The sequence below is a fragment of the Mycobacterium sp. NTMscope_Eco_3 genome (assembly GCF_976985685.1).
In genome coordinates, this window is sequence record NZ_CDRJYZ010000001.1 from 1,972,133 (window position 1) to 1,993,232 (window position 21,100).

The 21,100-nt window shown below is 66.1% G+C and carries 12 protein-coding genes; 7 read left to right on the forward strand and 5 right to left on the reverse strand.

All coding sequences use genetic code 11. The features are described from left to right. Window positions 1-176: 176 nt before the first annotated feature. The 6 genes from pks2 to AC0KTM_RS09100 all read left to right on the forward strand — a co-directional run bounded on the left by pks2 (window position 177) and on the right by AC0KTM_RS09100 (window position 12,585). Window positions 177-6,527 (forward strand): sulfolipid-1 biosynthesis phthioceranic/hydroxyphthioceranic acid synthase, encoded by a 6,351-nt coding sequence (pks2, locus tag AC0KTM_RS09075; protein ID WP_472415463.1) that lies wholly within the window; start codon window positions 177-179, stop codon window positions 6,525-6,527. A gap of 19 nt (window positions 6,528-6,546) precedes the next feature. Then, a complete protein-coding gene (locus tag AC0KTM_RS09080) occupies window positions 6,547-7,860 on the forward strand; it encodes a cytochrome P450 (RefSeq protein WP_238957912.1) in 1,314 nt (437 codons plus the stop codon). After that, window positions 7,842-8,180 (forward strand): hemophore-related protein, encoded by a 339-nt coding sequence (locus tag AC0KTM_RS09085; RefSeq protein ID WP_238957913.1) that lies wholly within the window; start codon window positions 7,842-7,844, stop codon window positions 8,178-8,180. The genes AC0KTM_RS09080 and AC0KTM_RS09085 overlap by 19 nt, the downstream gene beginning before the upstream one ends. Window positions 8,181-8,229: 49 nt before the next feature. Beyond that, window positions 8,230-8,997, forward strand: coding sequence for a siderophore-interacting protein (locus AC0KTM_RS09090; protein ID WP_238957914.1), 768 nt, complete (start codon window positions 8,230-8,232; stop codon window positions 8,995-8,997). Between the two features lie 2 nt (window positions 8,998-8,999). Beyond that, the gene (locus AC0KTM_RS09095; protein WP_238957915.1) at window positions 9,000-10,739 is read left to right on the forward strand and encodes an AMP-binding protein; all 1,740 of its coding nucleotides are present in this window, start codon (window positions 9,000-9,002) and stop codon (window positions 10,737-10,739) included. 970 nt (window positions 10,740-11,709) lie between these two features. Next, window positions 11,710-12,585, forward strand: a complete 876-nt coding sequence (locus AC0KTM_RS09100; protein ID WP_238957916.1) for an SDR family oxidoreductase — start codon at window positions 11,710-11,712, stop codon at window positions 12,583-12,585. On the opposite strand, the gene AC0KTM_RS09105 is transcribed toward AC0KTM_RS09100, so the two are convergent. Beyond that, on the reverse strand, window positions 12,582-14,027 hold the full coding sequence (locus AC0KTM_RS09105) for an amino acid permease (protein ID WP_238957917.1): 1,446 nt from the start codon (window positions 14,025-14,027) through the stop codon (window positions 12,582-12,584). The genes AC0KTM_RS09100 and AC0KTM_RS09105 overlap by 4 nt on opposite strands. Window positions 14,028-14,158: 131 nt before the next feature. Then, on the reverse strand, window positions 14,159-15,061 hold the full coding sequence (locus AC0KTM_RS09110; RefSeq protein ID WP_225326882.1) for a PAC2 family protein: 903 nt from the start codon (window positions 15,059-15,061) through the stop codon (window positions 14,159-14,161). Between the two features lie 427 nt (window positions 15,062-15,488). Here AC0KTM_RS09110 and metH point away from each other — a divergent pair, with 427 nt between their 5' ends. Further along, on the forward strand, window positions 15,489-19,262 hold the full coding sequence (metH, locus tag AC0KTM_RS09115) for a methionine synthase (RefSeq protein ID WP_225326881.1): 3,774 nt from the start codon (window positions 15,489-15,491) through the stop codon (window positions 19,260-19,262). A 79-nt stretch (window positions 19,263-19,341) separates the two neighbouring features. Here metH and AC0KTM_RS09120 read toward each other — a convergent pair whose 3' ends face one another. Genes AC0KTM_RS09120 through AC0KTM_RS09130 form a run of 3 tightly spaced genes read right to left on the reverse strand, consistent with a single transcriptional unit; the run spans window position 19,342 to window position 21,089 of the window. Next, window positions 19,342-19,635 (reverse strand): hypothetical protein, encoded by a 294-nt coding sequence (locus AC0KTM_RS09120; RefSeq protein ID WP_238957918.1) that lies wholly within the window; start codon window positions 19,633-19,635, stop codon window positions 19,342-19,344. 18 nt (window positions 19,636-19,653) lie between these two features. Continuing rightward, window positions 19,654-20,418 carry a mannan-binding family protein gene (locus AC0KTM_RS09125; RefSeq protein ID WP_275254687.1) on the reverse strand — a complete coding sequence of 255 codons (765 nt, stop codon included), beginning with the start codon at window positions 20,416-20,418 and terminating at the stop codon, window positions 19,654-19,656. Beyond that, a complete protein-coding gene (locus AC0KTM_RS09130; protein ID WP_472415464.1) occupies window positions 20,418-21,089 on the reverse strand; it encodes a tetratricopeptide repeat protein in 672 nt (223 codons plus the stop codon). The genes AC0KTM_RS09125 and AC0KTM_RS09130 overlap by 1 nt, the downstream gene beginning before the upstream one ends. Between the last annotated feature and the right edge of the window lie 11 nt (window positions 21,090-21,100).

Here is a 21,100-nt window from a genome sequence, read left to right on the forward strand (position 1 = left end):
CCGATCTGTTCGGCTCATGCAAAAGCGAACTTTGGAGGACTGGTGAGTATCAATACGTTCGACGACTCTGGCAGCCGATCGCTCATCCTGCATGGCCGCCGTCTCCGAGTTCCATTTGCACCTGACGGTGTGCGCGCAACGGACAAGCCGCTCGGCCGTCGCTGTGAGGAGGCGAAATGACTACATACCCGATCGACGACGTCATGCAGCGCTCGCCCGCGGCCGAATCTCCGCCCGCGATCGGCACCGTTCCTGTCACTCCTGTTGCCGTGATCGGCATGGCGTGCCGCCTACCCGGAGCTATCGACTCGCCGGAGCAGTTGTGGGCGGCGTTGTTGCGCGGCGACGACCTGGTTACCGAAATCCCGCCCGACCGTTGGGATGCCGATGAGTACTACGATCCCGAGCCGGGTGTGCCGGGCCGGTCGGTATCGCGGTGGGGCGCATTCATCGACGACGTCGCCGGCTTCGATCCCGAGTTCTTCGGGATCAACGAGCGGGAGGCGACCGCGATGGATCCGCAACACCGGCTGCTTTTGGAGACCTCATGGGAGGCCATGGAACACGCCGGTCTTACGCGGGAGCGAATCGCCGACTCGCTGACCGGTGTGTTCATGGGATTGACGCATGGCGACTACCAATTGCTGGCCGCCGACGCCCACTCCGTGGAGGGCGCGTACGGCTTTTCCGGCAGCAACTTCAGCCTGGCGTCCGGGCGCATCGCCTACGCGCTGGGGGTCCACGGCCCCGCATTGACTGTGGACACCGCGTGTTCGTCCGGCCTGACGGCGATACACCTGGCCTGCCGCAGCCTGCACGAGGGCGAAAGCGACCTCGCCCTGGCGGGTGGCGCCACGCTGGCGTTGGACCCGCGGAAGTTCGCCGCGGGGTCAGCCGAGGGCATGCTGTCGCCGACCGGACGCTGCCACGCGTTTGACGTCGCGGCCGACGGGTTCGTGGGCGGCGAGGGCAGCGTGATGCTGCTACTCAAGCGGTTGTCCGACGCGCTACGAGACGGTGATCGGATCCTTGCCGTGGTGCGCGGGACGGCCGCAAATCAGGACGGTCATACGGTGAACATCGCCACCCCGTCGAAGACCGCGCAGACCGCGGTGTATCAGGCGGCTTTGGCCGCCGCCGGTGTGGACGCCGGCACGGTTGGCATGGTCGAGGCGCACGGGCCCGGCACCCCGGTGGGTGACCCGATCGAATACGCCAGCCTGGCCACCGTTTACGGCGTCGAGGGCCCCTGCGCGCTGGCGTCGGTGAAGACCAACTTCGGCCATGCGCAGGCGGCCTCCGGAGCGCTCGGGATGATGAAGGCGATCCTCGCGCTGCAGCATGGTGTGGTTCCCCGGAATCTGCACTTCACCCGGTTACCCGATGACCTAGCCAAAATCGATACGAAACTCTTTGTGCCGCAGGAGACTACACCCTGGGTCACCAACGGGCACCACCCACGAAGGGCGGCGGTGTCGTCGTATGGCCTGTCGGGAACCAACGTGCACGCCATCGTCGAACAAGCACCCGAACAGGCTGTGAAAACCGGTGTATCCCAGGCCGAATCGTCGACGACGGAACCGCTGATATTCCCGCTGTCGTCCACCTCGGCCGATGAACTGCGCCACACCGCCGGCCGGCTCGCCGACTGGGTGCGAGCACATGACGATCTGGCGTTGCCCGACCTGGCCTACACCCTGGCGCGCCGCCGCGCGCACCGCCCGGTACGCACCGCGGTCATCGCGGATAGCCGCGCCGGGCTCGTCGTGGCTCTGCGCGAGGTTGCCGACGGCGATGCTCCGTATCCGGCCGCGGTCGGACAGGACGACCGCGGGCCGGTTTGGGTGTTCTCCGGGCAGGGTTCGCAATGGGCGGCGATGGGTGCAGACCTGCTGGCGACCGAACCGGTGTTTGCCGCCACCGTCGCGCAAGCCGAGCCACTGATCGCCCGGGAGTCGGGATTCTCGGTGACCGAGGCGATTTCGGCGCCGCGGGTCGTGACGGGTCAAGACCGGGTCCAGCCGACGCTGTTCACCATGCAGGTCGCGCTGGCCGCGACGATGAAGGCATACGGAGTGCGCCCGGGCGCGGTGATCGGGCACTCCCTCGGCGAGGCCGCGGCAGCTGTCGTCGCGGGTGCGATATCGCTGGAAGACGGGGTGCGGGTGATCTGCCGCCGCTCGCGGCTGATGTCCCGCGTTGCCGGTTCCGGAGCCACGGCATCGGTGGAATTGCCCGCGCAGCAAGTGCTTTCGGAACTGACGGCACGCGGTATCAACGACGTGGTGGTGGCGGTGGTGGCCTCGCCGCAGTCCACGGTGATTGCCGGCGCCGCGCCAACGGTTCGCGACCTGGTCGCGGCCTGGGAGCAGCGTGATGTGATGGCGCGCGAGGTCCCCACCGATGTCGCCTTCCATTCGCCCCAGGTCGATCCGATCATGGGCGAGCTGACCGACGTACTCGCAGAGATCAGCCCGATGACGCCGGAAGTTCCCTACTACTCGGCGACATTGTTCGACCCGCGCGAGCAGCCAATCTGCGACGCCCGCTACTGGGCGAACAATATGCGCCGGATGGTGCGATTCGCCACGGCCGTGCAGGCGGCTTTGGAGGACGGCTACCGGGTCTTCGCCGAGCTGGCGCCACACCCCCTGCTGGTCCGCGCCCTCGAGCAGACCGCCCGCAGTCGCGAGATGCCGATCGCCGCACTGGCCGGTATGCGTCGCGAACAAGCGCTTCCGCACGGGCTGCTGGGCTTTGTGGCGGATCTGCACGGGGCGGGCGCCGCGGTCGATTTCTCCGTGCTCTATTCGACCGGGCGGCTCGTCGACGCGCCGCTGCCGACCTGGACGCACCGCCGGCTGTGGTTGAGCGGCGACGGTCAGGACTCCCCACCACATGGTGGTTGCACCGTTTCGGTACATCCACTGCTGGGCTCGCACGTGCACCTGCAGGAGGAGCCCGAGCGCCACTTGTGGCAGGCCGAGGTCGGCACCGCCGCCCAGCCCTGGCTCGCCGACCACCAGATCCGCAATGTGGTCGTGCTTCCGGGGGCCGCCTACTGCGAGATGGCGTTAGCCGCCGCGCGTACCGTGCTGGGCGAGACGGTCGAGGTTCGTGACATCCGCTTCGAGCAGGCGCTCCTGCTCGATGAGCAGACCACGATCGGCGCCTCGGCGTCGTTGTCCTCCCCGGGCGTCGTCGAATTCACCGTCGAGTCGAATCAGGGCGGCGAACACACGCGGCATGCTGCCGCAGTCCTCCGGGCCGCAGCGGATGAGCAGCCGCCCGCGTATGACGTGCCCGCGCTGCTCGCCGAGCATGGAAGTTGCGATGACGGCGCCGAGGTACGCAGGCGCATGGACCAACGCGGAGTTCAGTACGGTCCCGCGTTCGCCGGTCTGGGAGACGTCCACACCGGCGAGGAGGCGACCGGCACCGTCCTGGCCGAGGTGGCGCTACCCCGCCAAATCCGCTCGCAACAAGCGGCTTACGGCGTGCACCCCGCACTGCTGGACGCCTGTTTCCAGTCCGTTGAAGCTCATCCGGACGTCCAGGCCCTGGGCGAAGGTGCGCTGGGGTTGGTGTTGGGTATCCGTCGACTCCGCTCCTACAGCGCTGCCCGCAACGCTCACTACTGCTACACCCGCGTGACCAAAGCCGATACCTCCGGCGTCGAGGCCGACATCGACGTGCTCGACGAGCACGGGGCAGTCCTGGTAACCGTGCGGGGGCTGCGAGTGGGCGCCAGCGCGTCCGAGAGCGGCAATAAGGATCGCGTTATGGCCGAGCGGCTGCTGACCATCGAATGGCGGCAACGAGAATTGCCCGAGCCGGACCACACCGACGCCGGAAGCTGGCTGCTGATCAGCACTACCACCACCGCGGATGTGGGGGCCAGCACGTTAGCCGACGCCCTGAAAAACCATGGGGTGCACTGCACCACGATGTCGTGGCCGCAGCAGATCGACCACATCTCAAATGCGGAGCAGCTCGGAAATCATTTGCGCGCCGATGGATTCACCGGTGTGGTGATTCTCACCGGGCCGAAAAACGGCGACGCTGACGACCAGGGTGCGCTTCTGGGCCGGGACTACGTGCAACATCTGGTGCGCATCGCCCGTGAGTTGGCGGACCTTCCTGGCGAACCGCCGCGCTTGTATGTCGTGACCCGCAACGCCCAAACCGTGGTGTCCAACGACGAGCCCAACCTCGGGCAGGCCGGGCTGCGCGGCCTGGTCCGCGTGATCGGCATGGAACACCCGCATCTGGGCGCCAGCCAGATCGATGTGGACGAATCCACCGATGCCGAGCAACTGGCCCAGCAACTGCTCTGCGGGTCGGAGGAGGACGAGACCGCCTGGCGCAACGGCGCGTGGTACCACGCGCGATTGTGCCCTGCTCCACTGCTCCCCGAGGAGCGACAAACCGCCGTCGCCAACCACGAGTGCGACCGGATGCGGCTGCAGATCCGCACCCCCGGCGATCTGGAGTCACTCGAACTCGTTGCCTGCGACCGCGTTCCACCGGGACCGGGACAGATCGAGGTCGCGGTCAGCGCGTCCAGCATCAACTTCGCCGACGTTCTCGTCGCGTTCGGCCGTTACCCCGCTTTCGAGGGTCGGCTACCGCAGCTGGGCACCGACTTCGCCGGCGTGGTGACCGCGGTCGGACCGGACGTGACCGGCCACAAGGTGGGTGATCACGTCGGGGGCCTGAGCGCCGACGGTTGCTGGGGTACCTTCCTCACCTGCGACGCGCGCCTGGCTGTCACGCTGCCGGCCGGCCTGGCCGATGACCAGGCGGCGGCGGTGACGACCGCGCACGCCACCGCCTATTACGGGCTGCACGAGTTGGCCCGAATCGGGTCCGGTGACCGGGTGCTGATCCACTCCGCGACCGGCGGGGTCGGACAGGCGGCAATCGCCATCGCCCGGGCCGCGGGTGCCGAGATCTTCGCCACCGCCGGCACTGAGCAACGTCGACAATTACTGCGCGACATGGGCATTGAGCACGTCTACGACTCGCGAAGCGTAGAGTTCGCCGACCTGATACGCCGTGACACCGACGGCTATGGCGTGGACATCGTGCTCAACTCGCTCATCGGCGCCGCCCAGCGCGCGGGCATCGAATTGCTGGCATTCGGTGGACGATTCGTCGAGATCGGCAAACGCGACATCTACGGCGACACCCGATTGGGGCTCTTCCCGTTCCGGCGCAACCTGACGTTCTACGCCCTTGACCTGGCGTTGATGTCATTCAGCCACCCGGACCGGCTGCGAGACTTGCTGAACACGGTGTGCCGGCTCACCGCGGACGGCTCGTTGCCGATGCCGCAAAGCACGCACTACCCGCTTGCCGACGCCGCCACCGCGATTCGGGCGATGAGCGGCGCCCAGCACACCGGCAAGCTCGTGCTCGATGTCCCGCACACCGGCCGCAGCCGCGTCGTGGTGCCGCCGGAGCGGGTCGGGGTCTTCCGCCGCGATGGCGCCTACATCATCACCGGCGGGCTTGGCGGCCTGGGGCTGTTCTTGGCCGAGAAGATGGCTTCGCCTGGTTCGGGGGCCGGCTGCGGGCGTATCGTGCTGTCCTCGCGCTCGCAACCAACTCCCCAGGCGTGGGAGACGATCGAGCGCATCCGCGCGATCGGTGCCGACGTCGCGGTGGAGTGCGGCGACATAGTCGAGGCCGGCACGGCTGAGCGTTTGGTGGCCACGGCGACCGCCACCGGGCTTCCGGTGCGCGGCGTACTGCATCTGGCGGCGGTGATCGAGGATGCCACGCTGACCAACATCACCGACGAGCTCATCGAGCGTGACTGGGCGCCAAAGGTTTACGGTGCATGGAATTTGCACACCGCGACCGCTTCGCAGCCATTGGACTGGTTCTGCTCGTTCTCCTCGGCCGCCGCGCTGGTGGGGTCGCCCGGGCAGGGTGCCTACGCCGCGGCCAACAGCTGGCTGGACGCCTTCACCCGCTGGCGCCGGGCTCGGGGTCTGCCGGCCACCGCGATCGCGTGGGGTGCCTGGGCGCAGATAGGGCGCGGCACCGCCTTGGCCGAAGGCGCCGCCGCCATAGCTCCCGACGAAGGCGCTTATGCGTTGGAAGCGCTGCTGCGCCACGACCGCGCGTGCACGGGCTATGCCCCGATAACGGGCACACCGTGGTTGACCGCTTTCGCCCAGCGCAGTCCCTTCGCCGAAGCGTTCCGCTCCAACGGGCAAAGCGCAACGGGCACAAGCAAACTGCGTGCCGAGCTCGAGGAGCTGGCCTTGGACGAGTGGCCTACCCGGCTGCGGCGCCTGATTTCCGACCAGGTCAGCCTGATCCTGCGTCGCAACATCGACCCCGACCGTCCGCTGTCCGAGTACGGCCTCGACTCGCTGGGCGGCCTCGAACTACTTACCCGCATCCAGAACGAAACGGGCATCCGCGTGACGCCCGCCGACATCGCCGCCATTGGCACCATTCGCGGTCTGGCGGAACTGCTGTGCGAAAAGCTGGCGCCCGCGGACGCGGCGTGAGGCTGAAAGGGTTTGAATCATGGCTACTGATCACACGATCACAGGAAAGTCCGCTCGGAGCGGACTCGAGAACGTCGACTTCTTCACCGACAAGTCGGTCGTCGACGACCCGTACGACTACTACGACGCGATCCGTCGTTGCCCGGTATGGCGTGAGCCGGCGCACGGCGTGGTGATGGTGTCGGGATACGACGAGGCCCTCGCGGTGCAGCGCGACGCCGAGAAGACCTTCTCGGTATGCAATATCGTCAGCGGACCATGGTCGGGGATTCCGACCAAAACCGACAGCGACGACATCTCGGATGTGATCGAGCGGCACCGCAAGAGGGTTACGTTCGGCGACTACTTCATTACGTTCGATCCACCGAAGCACACCGCGCACCGGTCGCTGTTGAGCCGGTTGTTCACGCCGAAGCAGCTCAAGAACAACGAGGACTTCCTGTGGCGTCTTGCCGACGAACAACTCAACCGCTTCGTCGCGAAGGGCAAGTGCGAGATCGTCTTCGACTACAACTTCCCGTTCACGCTCGACGCGATCACCGACCTGCTGGACGTACCCGAGGCCGACCGCGAGCGATTCCGCAGCGCTGCGCGAGCCAGCAGACTCGAAGGCGATCGCAGCGGTTTTGTTGGCGTGAAAGAGGAGTGGTTCGTCGAGTACGTCGAGGAACGGCGACGCAATCCGCGCGACGACATCCTCACCGAGCTTGCGCTGGCAAAGTTTCCCGACGGCACGACACCCGACGCGATAGACGTCGCCCGCGTTGCCACCTTCATGTACGCCGCCGGCCACGGCACGACGATCGACCTGCTGAGTCTGTCGATGCTCACGCTGGCGGAGCGACCGGACTTGCAAGAGCAGCTGCGCGAAGACAATTCAAAGATTCCCGCCTTTATCGAGGAGATGCTGCGCTTCGAAAGTCCGATCAAATCGAATTTCCGCCTGGCGCGGCGCACCACCAGGATCGGCGACCTCGATGTGCAAGCCGGCACCAGCGTACTGGTGATGAACGGTGCGGCAAACCGCGATCCACGGCGGTTCGACGATCCTGACGAATTCCGCCTCGACCGCCCCAACATATTGCATCACATGGCGTTCGGCCGTGGTGTTCACACGTGCCCGGGCGCCCCCATTGCGCGCGCCGAAGTGCGCGTGAGCCTGGAACGAATCCTGGCCCGGACGCGCGACATTCGGCTTTCAGAGGCCGAGCACGGTCCCCCCGGCGCTCGTCGGCTCAATTGGGACCGCACCCTGTTGTTCAGGCGCCTCAAGGAATTGCACCTCGAGTTCACTCCAGTTCAGGAGGTGTCCAATTGGCCACGCCATCGTTGACCCGATTCGCTGTCGGGGTTTGCGGCCTGGCATTGTCGTTGACCGCCGGGGCCGGCCTCGCGACCGCCGATCGGGACCTGACTCCTTTCGTCAACACCACTTGCAATTACGGGCAGGTGATCTCGGCGCTGCAGGCGGCGGACCCGCAAGCCGCCGCGCAATTCAACTCTTCGCCGGAGAGCGTCTCCTTCTTGCGTCAGTTCCTCGCCTCGCCGCCGAGTCAACGCCAGCAGATGGCCCAGATGCTGGCCGGCCAGCCAGGCGCTGACCAGCAGTTTGACCTCGTCCAGCGCGTCTTCAGCACCTGCAACAACTACTGAGCGGACCGGCGCCCAACCGTCGACCACCGAAAACCTTTTGGAGTGCTTCGTGGCCACACTCATCGAACGTTTCCCGCTCATCAGTACGCTGCGAGACGCTGTTTTCCTCTCTGCAATCGTCAGCGAGATCGAAAGGCTGACACCAATAATGCGCCGCATCCGGTTCAGCGCCCCGCGGCTGCAGGGACTGACCTGGACGCCGGGTCAGCATGTCCGGCTGCAGGTCGCGAGTCTGCGTGATTCCGTTCTGCGGCTGCGCCCCTACCCGGTGCTACGCGCGTATTCCATCTACAACGTCGACCCCGACCTCGGCGCGCTCGACATCGTGATGGTCGACCACGACGGTCACCCGAAGGGCGCGACACCCGCCAGACGCTGGGCGACGGCCACCTCCGTCGGAGACCACGCCGAGTTCACCCGGCCCCAGGGCAAATTCGTCATCCGCCGCGACGCGCCCTACCACGTTTTCTCCGGCGAAGAAACCGCGTCGGTCGCGTTCGCCGCGATGCTTCGATCTCTGCACCCAACCGCCGAGGTTTACGGCGTGATCGAGGCCGCGACCGACACCGACCACCTTCCCCTGGCCGCCCCCCTGACCCGGGTCGAGCGCGGTGACGCCCCAGCCGCGAACTCTGCCGTGCTCGCCGACGCCCTACGTAGCCTCCCGCTGCCCGCCTATCCCGGTGTCGCCTACCTCGCCGGCGAGGCGCGCACCGTCCAGACCTTGCGCAAAATCCTGACCACCGAACGTGGTTGGGACCGACGCCAAATACGCACCAAACCCTTTTGGACCCCCGGCCGAGCCGGGATGGAGTGATCATGGTTGAAACGTCAATTTCGAACCTGCTGTGTGAACGCGCCAGCTTGCAGCCCAACGACACGGCGTTCACCTTCATTGATTACGAGCAGGACTGGAACGGGATTGCCGAAAGCCTGACGTGGTCTCAGCTGCATCGGCGAACGATGAATGTTGCACGGGGACTTCAGCATTACGGGTCGACGGGCGACCGTGCTGTGATAATGGCCCCGCAGGGGCTGGATTACATCGTGGCTTTCCTCGGCGCATTGCACGCGGGACAGGTCGCGGTTCCGCTTGCGCTTCCGCTGGGGGGCGTCAGCGATGAGCGCGTCGGTTCGGTGCTGCGCGACGCGTCGCCGACTGTCATTCTCACAACGTCCTCAGCCGCGGAAACCGTTGCCGGATACGTCAAGTCGCAATCCGGCGGACCCGTTCCATCCGTCGTTCAGGTCGACCGGCTGGGCCTGGACGCCCGGACAGGGTCCGGCGCCGGGGGCTCTGATCACCTAGGGCTGGCGTATTTGCAGTACACGTCCGGATCGACCCGTCAACCCGCCGGGGTGATGGTCTCGCATAGGAACTTGCTGGCAAATTTCGGGCAGGTCATGTCCGACTTCTGCGCGGAGTACGGAGGCGTCGCCCCACCAGACACGACCATTGTCTCGTGGCTGCCGTTTTATCACGACATGGGTTTGATACTGGGAGTGTGCGCACCGGTTTTGGGCGGAATTCGCGCTGTGCTGACGAGTCCGGTGTCGTTCCTGCAGCGACCAGCCCGGTGGATGCAATCGCTTGCCACGGAACGTCACGCATTTTCGGCGGCGCCGAACTTCGCTTTCGAATTGGCGGCACGCAAAACATCGGGCGAGGATATGGCCGGACTGGATCTGGGCGATGTGCTGGTCATCCTCAGCGGCAGCGAACGTGTGCATCCTGCGACGTTGCGGCGGTTCACCGAGCGGTTCGCGCGCTTCAATTTGCCCGACAAAGCGGTACGGCCGGCCTATGGACTCGCAGAGGCGACGGTGTACGCGTTGACCCGCACGCCGGCGCAGCCGCCGAAAATGGTGCACTTCGATTCCGAGAAGCTGGCCACCGGCACCGCGGCGCGCTGCGAACGCGCAACCGGGACAACGCTGATCAGCTACGGGGCGCCGCGGTCACCGATGATTCGCATCGTCGACCCCGACACCAGGATGGAGTGCCCGGAGGGAACCGTCGGCGAAATCTGGATTCACGGTGACAACGTTGCCATGGGCTACTGGCAGAAGGCCCGCGCGACTGAACGCACGTTCGGCGATCGACTGGCCGCACCGTTGGCCGGCGTACCCGAAGCGCCGTGGCTGCGAACCGGCGACTCGGGATTCTTTTTCGACGGCGAGCTGTTCATCATCGGCCGCATCAAGGATCTGTTGATCGTCTACGGGCGTAACCACTCACCCGACGACATCGAGGCGACGGTCCAGGAGATCACCCGGGGCCGGTGCGCGGCGATAGCGGTTCCGCAGGGGGGCATGGAAAAGCTTGTCGTCATCATCGAAGTCAAGAACCAGGGCGCGTCCCACGAAAAGGGGGCGGACAAGCTCACCGTCGTCGAGCGCGAAGTCACCTCGGCGGTCTCCAACTCGCACGGCATCGGCGTCGCGGATCTGGTTCTGGTGACGCCCGGTTCGATACCGATCACCACGAGTGGCAAGGTTCGGCGGGCGGCGTGCGTGGAGCAATACCGGCAAGGTCAGTTCGCCCGCCTGAACGCGTAGGCGGACGTCTCTTTATCGAGGGGATGGATGCTCGGCGGCTCCGCAGACCGTCTGGTCGGGGCGCGTAGAAATTTGGTGTGCTCCGCCCGCGCTGCCGATGTAGCTACGATTGCGTTGTTTTCTTCGTCTTTTAGCCGGCGAATTCAGTTACGTCCGTCATCCCGCAACGTTCTTCTTTGTCGCTGCATTCCACGTCTTTCCCACCGGGCGCCAGCAGAATAGGTTGCTGCCCTGACGATGCCAGAGATAGGTGTCAAGATCACCCAAGTTCGTATGGGACACAAATTTCCACACGGGAAGATTAGATGGAGTCGATTTTCTGGGCATCATCCCTCCCTTTACGAACTCAAGCCGACCAGGCGGATGCGTTGTTTAATCCGGCGCGCGGTGACTGGGTTGGCGGGGCCACCGCGCGCCGGTGGCTTAGGGGATATGGCCGAATTCGACTTAGTTTCGGTAACGTTCGGCGTTGCCGCCTGAACGGTCTACCGAGGTCGCTGGCGGTGGGGCCACGACGTCGATCGTGATCCAGCAGCCCCCGCCGACATGCGCAATTGCGTGTCATGCCGGGAGCCTACGGTCGGCTCTGGTGTCGTCGGGCAAGGTGAGAGCGAAATAGAGTAGTGGAAGCGCCGAGTTAGCGTAGTGGTTAACCCGGAAAACCGCCGCTGCGAAAGACTGGCCCCACCACTGGCCGGAGATCGGCATCGTCCATTGCAACACTGCGCGGCATTTGTAAGACGCGCGCTAAATAGAACGTGCTTTCGGTGGAGTCAATTTAATTGGGCGCTAATTCCATTCGTGCGTAATTTATCCGTCTGCTGATCCATGGCGGGCGGTGGCCGTGGGCGCAAATCTGTCGGCGCCGACCTTGGCCCACCCCGGTAGAGCCGGACCGAGGATGCCTCGCAGTTGGTCGAGAGCCCCGCGGGGGCCTTCACACGGACCACCGCGCGGTACGTTGGCGGTCATGACGTCGCTGGGGGACAAAGTCGTTTTCATCACCGGCGGTGCCCGGGGGATCGGGGCCGAGGTCGCGCGCCGGCTGTGCGCCAAGGGCGCCAAGCTCGTCCTGACCGATCTCAACGAAGCCGACCTGAAGGCGCTCGCCGCCGACCTCGGCGAAGACCGGGTGCTGACCGCGGTCGCCGACGTGCGCGACCTGTCAGCGATGCAGGCCGCCGCCGCTCGCGCCGTCGAGCGGTTCGGCGGCATCGACGTCGTGGTGGCCAACGCCGGCATCATGAGTTACGGGTCGGTGGCCCAGGTCGACCCCGACGCGTTCAAGCGGGTGCTCGACATCAACGTGCTCGGTGTCTTTCACACGGTCCGCGCCACCTTGCCCGCGGTGATCGAGCGTCGCGGCTATGTGCTGATCGTCTCCTCGCTGGCCGCGTACACGGCGGCTCCCGGGCTGGCGCCCTACAACGCCTCCAAGGCCGGCGTCGAGATGTTCGCCAATGCGCTGCGGCTGGAGGTGGCCCGCCACGGCGTGAGCGTCGGCTCGGCGCATATGTCCTGGATCGACACCGCGCTGGTCCGTGACACCCAGACCGACCTGTCCGCGTTCAACCAACTGCTGGCCAGCTTCCCGTGGCCGCTGAACAAGACGACGACCGTCGACAAATGCGCGGCCGCGTTCGTCAAGGGCATCCAGCACCGGCGCACCCGCGTGTACTGCCCGCGCTGGGTGGCCCTGTTCCGCTGGGTCAAGCCGGTGCTGTCCAGTTCGGTCGGCGAACTGCCCCTGCACAAATCCACCGCCGAGCTGTTGCCCCAACTGGACGCCCAGGTCGCCGCGCTCGGCCGCTCCACGAGCGCCTATAACCAAGGCCTCGGTAACTAGCCGGTCTGTGCCGCGCGCTGCGACGCGACGGCCGCCACCCGGTTGCGCACCAGGAACCATCCGGCGCTCAGCGCCGGGATGACCACCACCACCGTGCCGATGGTCCAGGTGCCGGTCTGTTTGTCGAAGGCCATCATGACCAGGACGGCGGCCAGGAACGCCAGTGTGAGGTAGCCCGAATACGGCGCCCACGGCATGCGAAACCGTGGTCGTTGCAACAGCCCGGCCTTGGCCAGCCGGTAGGCGCGCAGTTGACACAACACGATGGTCGCCCAGCACGCGATGATGCCCGGCGCCACGATGTTGAGCACGATCTCGAAGGCTTCGCCGGGATTGACCGCATTCAGGGCAATGCCGAACAGGCAGATGGCGGCCGCCATCGTGATGCCGACGTACGGCACACCGTTCTTGGACATCCGGGTCGCGAACCTGGGGGCGCTGCCACTCGAGGCCATCGAGTGCATGATGCGGCCGGTGGAATACAGCCCCGCATTCAGGCTCGACAGGGCTGCGGTGAGCACGACCACGTTCATCAGGTCCCCGGCGCCGTGGAAGCCGATCGTGGAAAAGAAAGTGACAAAAGGGCTTTCGGTGGCCTTGTAGGAGGTGTACGGCAGCAGCAACGCCAGCAGCGCAACCGATCCGACGTAAAAGATCGCTATGCGAACGATCACCGAATTGATCGCGCGCGGCATGACCTTTTCCGGTTCGGCGGTCTCCCCGGCGGCCGTGCCCACCAATTCGACGGCGGCATAGGCGAATACCACACCCGAGGTGGTCAGCAGCGTCGCGAGTACGCCTGAGGGAAAGAGGCCGCCGTGGTCGGCCCACACGCTCAGCCCGGTGCTGTGGCCGTCGACCCGATAGCGCCCCGCCACGAAGACGATGCCCACGACCAGGAAGGCGATGAGCGCGAAAACCTTGATCAGCGCCGCCCAGAATTCCAGCTCACCGAACCATTCCACCGAGATCAGGTTCATCGACAGCACGACGACGAGGGCCAGCAGCGCCAACACCCATTGCGGGATCGATTCGAATGTCGTCCACCGCCGCAGATAGGTGGCGATCGCGGTGGTGTCGACGATGGCGGTCATCGACCAGCCGAGGAAATACATCCAGCCGATGGCGTAGGCGGCCTTCTCGCCGAAGAATTCGCGCGCATACGACACGAACGAGCCCGACGACGGGCGATGTAGGACCAGCTCGCCCAGTGCTCGCAGGATGAAAAACACGAATATCCCGCAGACGGCGTACACCAGGAACATCCCGGGTCCCGCCTTGGCCAGCCGGCCGCCCGCGCCCAGGAACAGCCCGGAGCCGATCGCGCCGCCGATGCCGATCATCTGCACTTGCCGGGGCTTGAGCCCCTTGCGGTAACCGGCGTCTTCGCCGAAGTCCCCGACTACTTCGTGGGGGTTGCCGTCACCAGGCGACGCGGCCATGAAACGTCCAATCGGTAGGTCGCGAAGCGATGCTTCCGTAGTTGATCGGTCGCCGGCAAGTTCGCCGGCGCACCGTCAGTGTCGATGGTGGCGACCCGCTGCGCCCGGCTCCGCCGCGCTCGCGATCGCCACTAGCGCCCGTAGCCGGGGCGGCGGCGGCGCAGATAGCGCTCGAACTCGGCGGCCAGGGCGTCGCCGTCGATCTTGCCCAACGCGTCGTTCATGTCCACCTCGGCGTCGCCGCGCTGTTCCAGCGATTGCACGTATTCGGCGAGGTCCTCGTCCTCGGCGGCCATCTCGGTGACGGCCTGCTCCCATTCCTCGGCGTCCGACGGCAAGTCCGCCAGCGGAACCTCGATGTCGAGCACGTCTTCGACCCGGCGCAGCAGGGCCACCGTCGCCTTCGGGTTCGGCGGCTGGGACACGTAATGCGGCACGGCGGCCCAGAACGTCACCGCCGGGATCCCGGCGGCCACGCAGGCATCCTGAAACACCCCGGCGATGCCGGTGGGGCCCTCGTAGCGGCTTTCCTCGAGCCCGAAGCGCTTCGCGGACTCGGGGGAGTAGGCCGCGCCCGATACCGGAACCGGCCGGGTGTGCGGGGTGTCGGCCAGCAGGGCGCCCAGGATCACCACGGTGTCCACGTTGAGCTTGTCGGCGATGGCCACCAACTCGGCGCAGAAGGTGCGCCAGCGCATGTTGGGTTCGACCCCGTGCATCAGCACGACGTCGCGGTCACTGCCCGGGGGCCGGCAGTGCGAGATCCGCATCGCCGGCCACACCAGCTCGCGGGTCACCCCATCCACCTGCCGGATCACCGGCCGATTCACCTGGTAGTCGTAGTACGCCTCGTCGTCGATCTCCAAGATCGGGTCCGCTTCCCAGATGGCCTCGAGGTGTTCGAGCGCGTCGCTGGCCGCATCACCGGCGTCGTTCCAGCCCTCGAACGCGGCCACGACGACGGTCTGGTGCAGTTCGGGTAATGCGGCCTTGCCACTAGGGAGGCCAAAGGGGGGGCCGTCGGGCGGGGTCACAGAATTAGCGTACGGCCTTCCGCCCCGATCTTCGGGGCGCGGTGGCCGCGAATTGAGCCCCGCCGGGCGTTTTACCGGGAGCTTTACATAGGACGACTATTCTTATGGCGTGACTGCCGCTGACGAACACCGCTCCGACACCGACGCTGCGACGGGCATCCACAACGGCGTCGCGGCGGTCGAGGCGAAATACGTGCGGCTGCAATCTCGTTAACCTTGGTAACTACGACATTGCCGACACGATCCGCGAGCTGGGGATCGAGGGGCTCGTGGCCCCACGTGGATCGGGTCGAGCTGGGGGCGTCCAGACGTCGGGTGACGACGTAGACTTTCCACCGTCGAGAGGCGTTGCAACGGATCCGGGTACTGCCGGTTTCCGCCACGCTCGGCAGAGTCAAGGACGCCTTCCGCTACGGAAGGATTACACGTGACCGCCTTGGACACCTCCGCATCGAGCACCTTCGCGCCGAACGTCCGCCCCGACTGCACCGCCGCACTGACGGCTGCTCTGCGCCAGCGGATCATGGTGATCGACGGCGCGATGGGGACGGCGATCCAACGGGACCGGCCGGACGAGGCCGGCTACCGCGGCGATCGGTTCACGGAGTGGCCGACCGCTCTTCAGGGCAACAACGACCTGCTCAACCTCACGCAGCCGCAGATCATCGAGGGGATCCACCGCGAGTACCTCGAGGCGGGCGCCGACATTCTGGAAACCAACACGTTCAACGCGAACGCGATCTCGCTCTCCGACTACGACATGGCTGACCTGAGCTACGAGCTCAACTACGCCGGCGCCGCCCTGGCCCGCAAGGCCGCCGACGAGTACAGCACCCCCGAGAAGCCCCGCTACGTCGCCGGCGCCATCGGGCCGACGACGCGGACCGCGTCGATCTCGCCGGACGTCAACGACCCCGGCGCCCGCAACGTCTCCTACGACCAGCTGGTCGCCGCCTACCTCGAAGCCGCCAACGGCCTGGTCGACGGCGGCGCCGACCTCCTCATCATCGAGACGATCTTCGACTCGCTGAACGCCAAGGCGGCGGTGTTCGCCGTCGAGACACTGTTCGAGGACCGCGGACGCCGCTGGCCGGTGATCGTCTCGGGCACCATCACCGACGCGTCCGGGCGGACGTTGTCCGGTCAGGTCACCGAAGCATTCTGGAACGCGATCAGGCACGCGAAGCCGATCGCGGTGGGCCTCAACTGCGCCCTGGGCGCGCCGGAGATGAGGCCCTACATCGCCGAGATGTCCCGCATCGCGGACACCTTCGTCTCCTGCTACCCGAACGCCGGCCTGCCCAACGCCTTCGGCGAGTACGACGAGACCCCGGAGCGTCAGGCCGGCTACATCGCCGACTTCGCCGAGGCCGGCCTGGTCAACCTGGTCGGCGGGTGCTGCGGGACGGCGCCGCCGCACATCGCGGAGATCGCCAAGGTCGTCGAGGGCAAACCGCCGCGCGAGGTGCCGCAGATCGAGGTGGCCACCCGGCTCTCGGGCCTGGAGCCGCTCAACATCACCGACGACTCCCTGTTCGTGAACATCGGTGAACGCACCAACATCACCGGCTCCGCGCGGTTCCGCAACCTGATCAAGGCCGAGGACTACGACACCGCGCTGTCGGTGGCCCTGCAGCAGGTCGAGGTCGGCGCGCAGGTCATCGACATCAACATGGACGAGGGCATGATCGACGGCGTCGCCGCGATGGACCGGTTCACCAAGCTGATCGCGGCCGAGCCGGACATCAGCCGCGTCCCGGTGATGATCGACTCCTCCAAGTGGGAGGTCATCGAGGCGGGCCTGAAGAACGTGCAGGGCAAGCCGATCGTCAACTCGATCTCCATGAAGGAGGGCGAGGAGAAGTTCATCCGCGAGGCACGGCTGTGCCGCAAGTACGGCGCCGCCGTCGTCGTGATGGCCTTCGACGAGCAGGGTCAGGCCGACAACCTGGAGCGCCGCAAGGAGATCTGCGGGCGCGCCTACCGGATCCTGACCGAAGAGGTCGGCTTTCCGCCCGAGGACATCATCTTCGACCCGAACTGCTTCGCGCTGGCAACCGGTATCGAGGAGCACGCGACGTACGGGATCGACTTCATCGAGGCCTGCGCCTGGATCAAGGAGAACCTTCCGGGGGTGCACATCTCCGGCGGCATCTCGAACGTGTCGTTCTCGTTCCGGGGCAACAACCCCGTCCGCGAGGCGATCCACGCGGTGTTTTTGTTCCACGCCATCAAGGCCGGCCTGGACATGGGCATCGTCAACGCCGGCGCGCTGGTGCCCTACGACTCGATCGACCCCGAGTTGCGGGACCGCATCGAGGACGTCGTCCTGAACCGTCGCGAGGACGCGGCCGAACGGCTCCTGGAGATCGCCGAACGGTTCAACAGCACGGACCAGTCCGGGAAAGACGCCGCGGCGGAAGCCGAGTGGCGCAGCCTCCCGGTTCGCGAGCGGATCACGCACGCGTTGGTCAAGGGCATCGACGCACACGTCGATGCCGACACCGAGGAATTGCGCGCCGAGATCGCCGACGCGGGCGGTCGCCCGATCGAGGTGATCGAGGGCCCGCTGATGGACGGCATGAACGTCGTCGGTGACCTCTTCGGCTCGGGCAAGATGTTTTTGCCCCAGGTGGTGAAGTCGGCCCGGGTGATGAAGAAGGCCGTGGCGTACCTGTTGCCGTTCATCGAGGCGGAGAAGGAAGAGTCCGGCGCCGGGGCAGGCAAGGACACCAACGGCACGATCGTGATGGCGACCGTCAAGGGCGACGTCCACGACATCGGCAAGAACATCGTCGGGGTTGTCTTGCAGTGCAACAACTTCGAAGTGATCGACCTCGGTGTGATGGTGCCCGCCGAGAAGATCCTGGCCGCGGCGAGGGAGCACGACGCCGACATCATCGGGTTGTCCGGACTGATCACCCCGTCACTGGACGAGATGTCCAACTTCGCCGTCGAGATGGAACGTGAAGGCCTCGAGATCCCGCTGCTGATCGGTGGCGCGACCACCTCCCGCGCTCACACGGCGGTGAAGATATCGCCGCGCCGGACCGGTCCGGTGGTGTGGGTCAAGGACGCGTCCCGCTCGGTTCCGGTCGCCGCGGCCCTCCTCGACGACAAACAGCGGCCGGGCCTGCTGGAGGCCACCGAGAAGGATTACGCATCGCTGCGCGAGCGGCACGCGCAGAAGAACGAGCGCCCGATGCTCACGCTGGAGAAGGCCCGCGCCAACCGGACCCCGATCGAGTGGGACGGCTACACGCCGCCGGTGCCCGCCCAGGGTCTCGGGGTGCGGGAGTTCAAGGACTACGACCTCGCGGAGTTGCGCGAGTACATCGACTGGCAGCCGTTTTTCAACGCCTGGGAGATGAAGGGCCGCTTCCCCGACATCCTCAACAACCCGGCCTCGGGCGAGGCTGCCCGCAAGCTGTACGACGACGCCCAAGAGATGCTCGACACCCTGATCAAGGAGAAGTGGCTGACCGCCAACGCGGTGATCGGGTTCTTCCCGGCCAACGCGGTCGGCTCGGGTGTGGAAGACGTCGAGGTCTACACCGACGACACCCGCACCGAGGTGCTGACCACGCTGCACCACCTGCGTCAGCAGGGTGAGCACCGGGAGGGCATCCCCAACCGGTCGCTGGGCGACTACATCGCGCCCAAGGACACCGGCCTGGCCGACTACATCGGCGCCTTCGCCGTCACCGCCGGGCTCGGCAGCGGAGAAAAGATCGCGGAGTTCAAGGCAGCCCTGGACGACTACAGCGCGATCCTGCTGGAGTCGCTCGCCGACCGGCTGGCGGAGGCGTTCGCCGAACGGATGCACCAGCGGGTCCGCAAGGAGTTCTGGGGATTCCAGCCCGACGAGCACTTGGACAACGAGGCACTCATCGCCGAGAAGTACCAGGGAATCCGGCCCGCCCCGGGTTACCCGGCCTGCCCGGAGCACACCGAGAAGGCGACGCTCTGGAAGTTGATGGACGTTACGGAGCGGACCGGCATCGAGTTGACCGAGTCGATGGCGATGTGGCCCGGGGCCGCCGTCAGCGGCTGGTATTTCTCACACCCGCAGTCGCAGTACTTCGTGGTCGGCCGGATGGCCCAGGATCAGGTCGCCGACTACGCGAGGCGCAAGGGCTGGACCCTGAAGGAAGGTGAGCGCTGGCTCAGCTCCAACCTCGCCTACAACCCGGAGGACTGAGCCCGCCGCGGTCCACGAGCCCGGCGTGAGGCGAGCTCACCTATCGCGCTGACGGGCGGTGGCGTTCGGGGCCGAGTCATCAGTTGTCGTGCGCCGGAGAAACGCGCGCTTTCATCGCGGCGGCCAGGGAGCGTTCGGCGCGCCGGCGGGTGTCGCCGAGACCCACCATCAGGTTGACCGCCATCGGGGCCATCACGTCTTGCAGCCCTTGGGTGTCGATGAATCCGCCCATAGTCAGCAGGACGAATCCGTGTGTAGCACTGAGGATTTGGGTGGCCGCGGCGGTCGGATCCTGCGATCGGATCCGCCCGGCTTCGATGACCCGCTCGACCGCGGCCACCAGAACGGACAGCGCGTCGACACCTATCGACACGAGCGAGCCGACGCGCGCTTAGACGCGCAGCACGGAAGCCAAGGCGGACAGCGGAATATGCGCTTGCACGGTGCCCCCGTCCATGTACCACTGCGGCAGGCCGGGTGAGAAGTTGATCGGGCTGTCGTGGCCCACCGGGTAGTCCGGCATGTAGAGGATCAGCTCGTCGGGCGTCACCGCCCACGCCTTGTACGCCCCCGAATAGACCTCGTCCGGCGTCCAGCGGTCGACGACGAACGGGTAGGTTCCCGGGTCGTGCGGCGGCGGCGCCTGGTCGAGCGCGGTCTGGACAAACGGCTGGGCCAGTGGGGGAATGGCGGTCAGCGGGTCTGACGTCGTCAGGTCCGCCAGCTGCACCCGTCTTCCGCTTGCCATGTCGAATGTGAAGGTCCGATAGGCGTTGTTCGGCTGGGGGCCGTCGGCATGATAGTCCTCATGAAACACCGCGCTGAGCAGGTTGGCGTGCCGGAAGACTTCGAAGTTCTCCTCGCCGTAGCTGTCGGCGGCCATGCTGGAGTTGGCGTTTCGCCAATTGTTGACCAGGGTGTGCAGGTAGTCGCGGATCACCGGACCCGTGGTCGGATTGTCGACCAGATCCTCGGGCACCGCGACCTTGATGTCGCGCACGGCGTTGCGTTCCGAGGTCACCGAGGTGTGGCAATATTGGCCGTCCCAGTTCCCGCCGAGCTCGCCACAGAACGACGGGGCCGATGCGTGCGCAGCGGGGAAGGTGGGAAGCGTTGCGGCGGCTGCCAATACGGACGCCGCTATGAGCCGGCGCATCACAGCAGCTGCACTTTGCTTGCCCGCCAGCGGCCGTCGACCTTTTCCATGGTCATCTTGATCCTGCTGCGGTCGATGCGCGGGTCGGGAGCGGCCGTGTTGGTGACGGTCTGGTCGATGAACACCAGCACGACGACCTTGTTGGTGGATGCGGACTGGATGGCCGAGTCCACCACCACCCCATGCGCGGTGGCTTTGTTGTCGATCAGTAGCTGCCGAAGTTTCACACTGGACTGGGTGTACATGTCCTTGAACTCGCCGGTCGCGCCGTCGAGCACCTGCCTGAAGTTCTCGTCGACCTTATTCGAGTCAATGCTCGTCAGCACCTGCGCGTAAGCGATGGCCGCCTGCTGGGCCTGTTCGCCGGCCACCTTGACCTGATGGTCTTGCCACTGCCGCCATCCCAGGAACCCCGAAACCGCAAGCGAGGCAACGAGTAACAGCGGCAGTACGCTGCGGCGCAGGTATTGCTTCCAGGGCCGTTTGCCGCGTTCGGAGTCGGGACGCTTGCGTGTGAGAAGACCACCCTCGTCGGCCTGCTCCTCCGCCTCGGTCTCCCCGGCGGTCACGTCGTCGACATCGTCGGGGGCGGCTTCCGTCGATCCGACGTCCGGCTCCGTTTTGACGGCCTCGGACTTCGGATTCTTTTGGGAGGTCACGATCACGGTCATCTCCTAGGGAT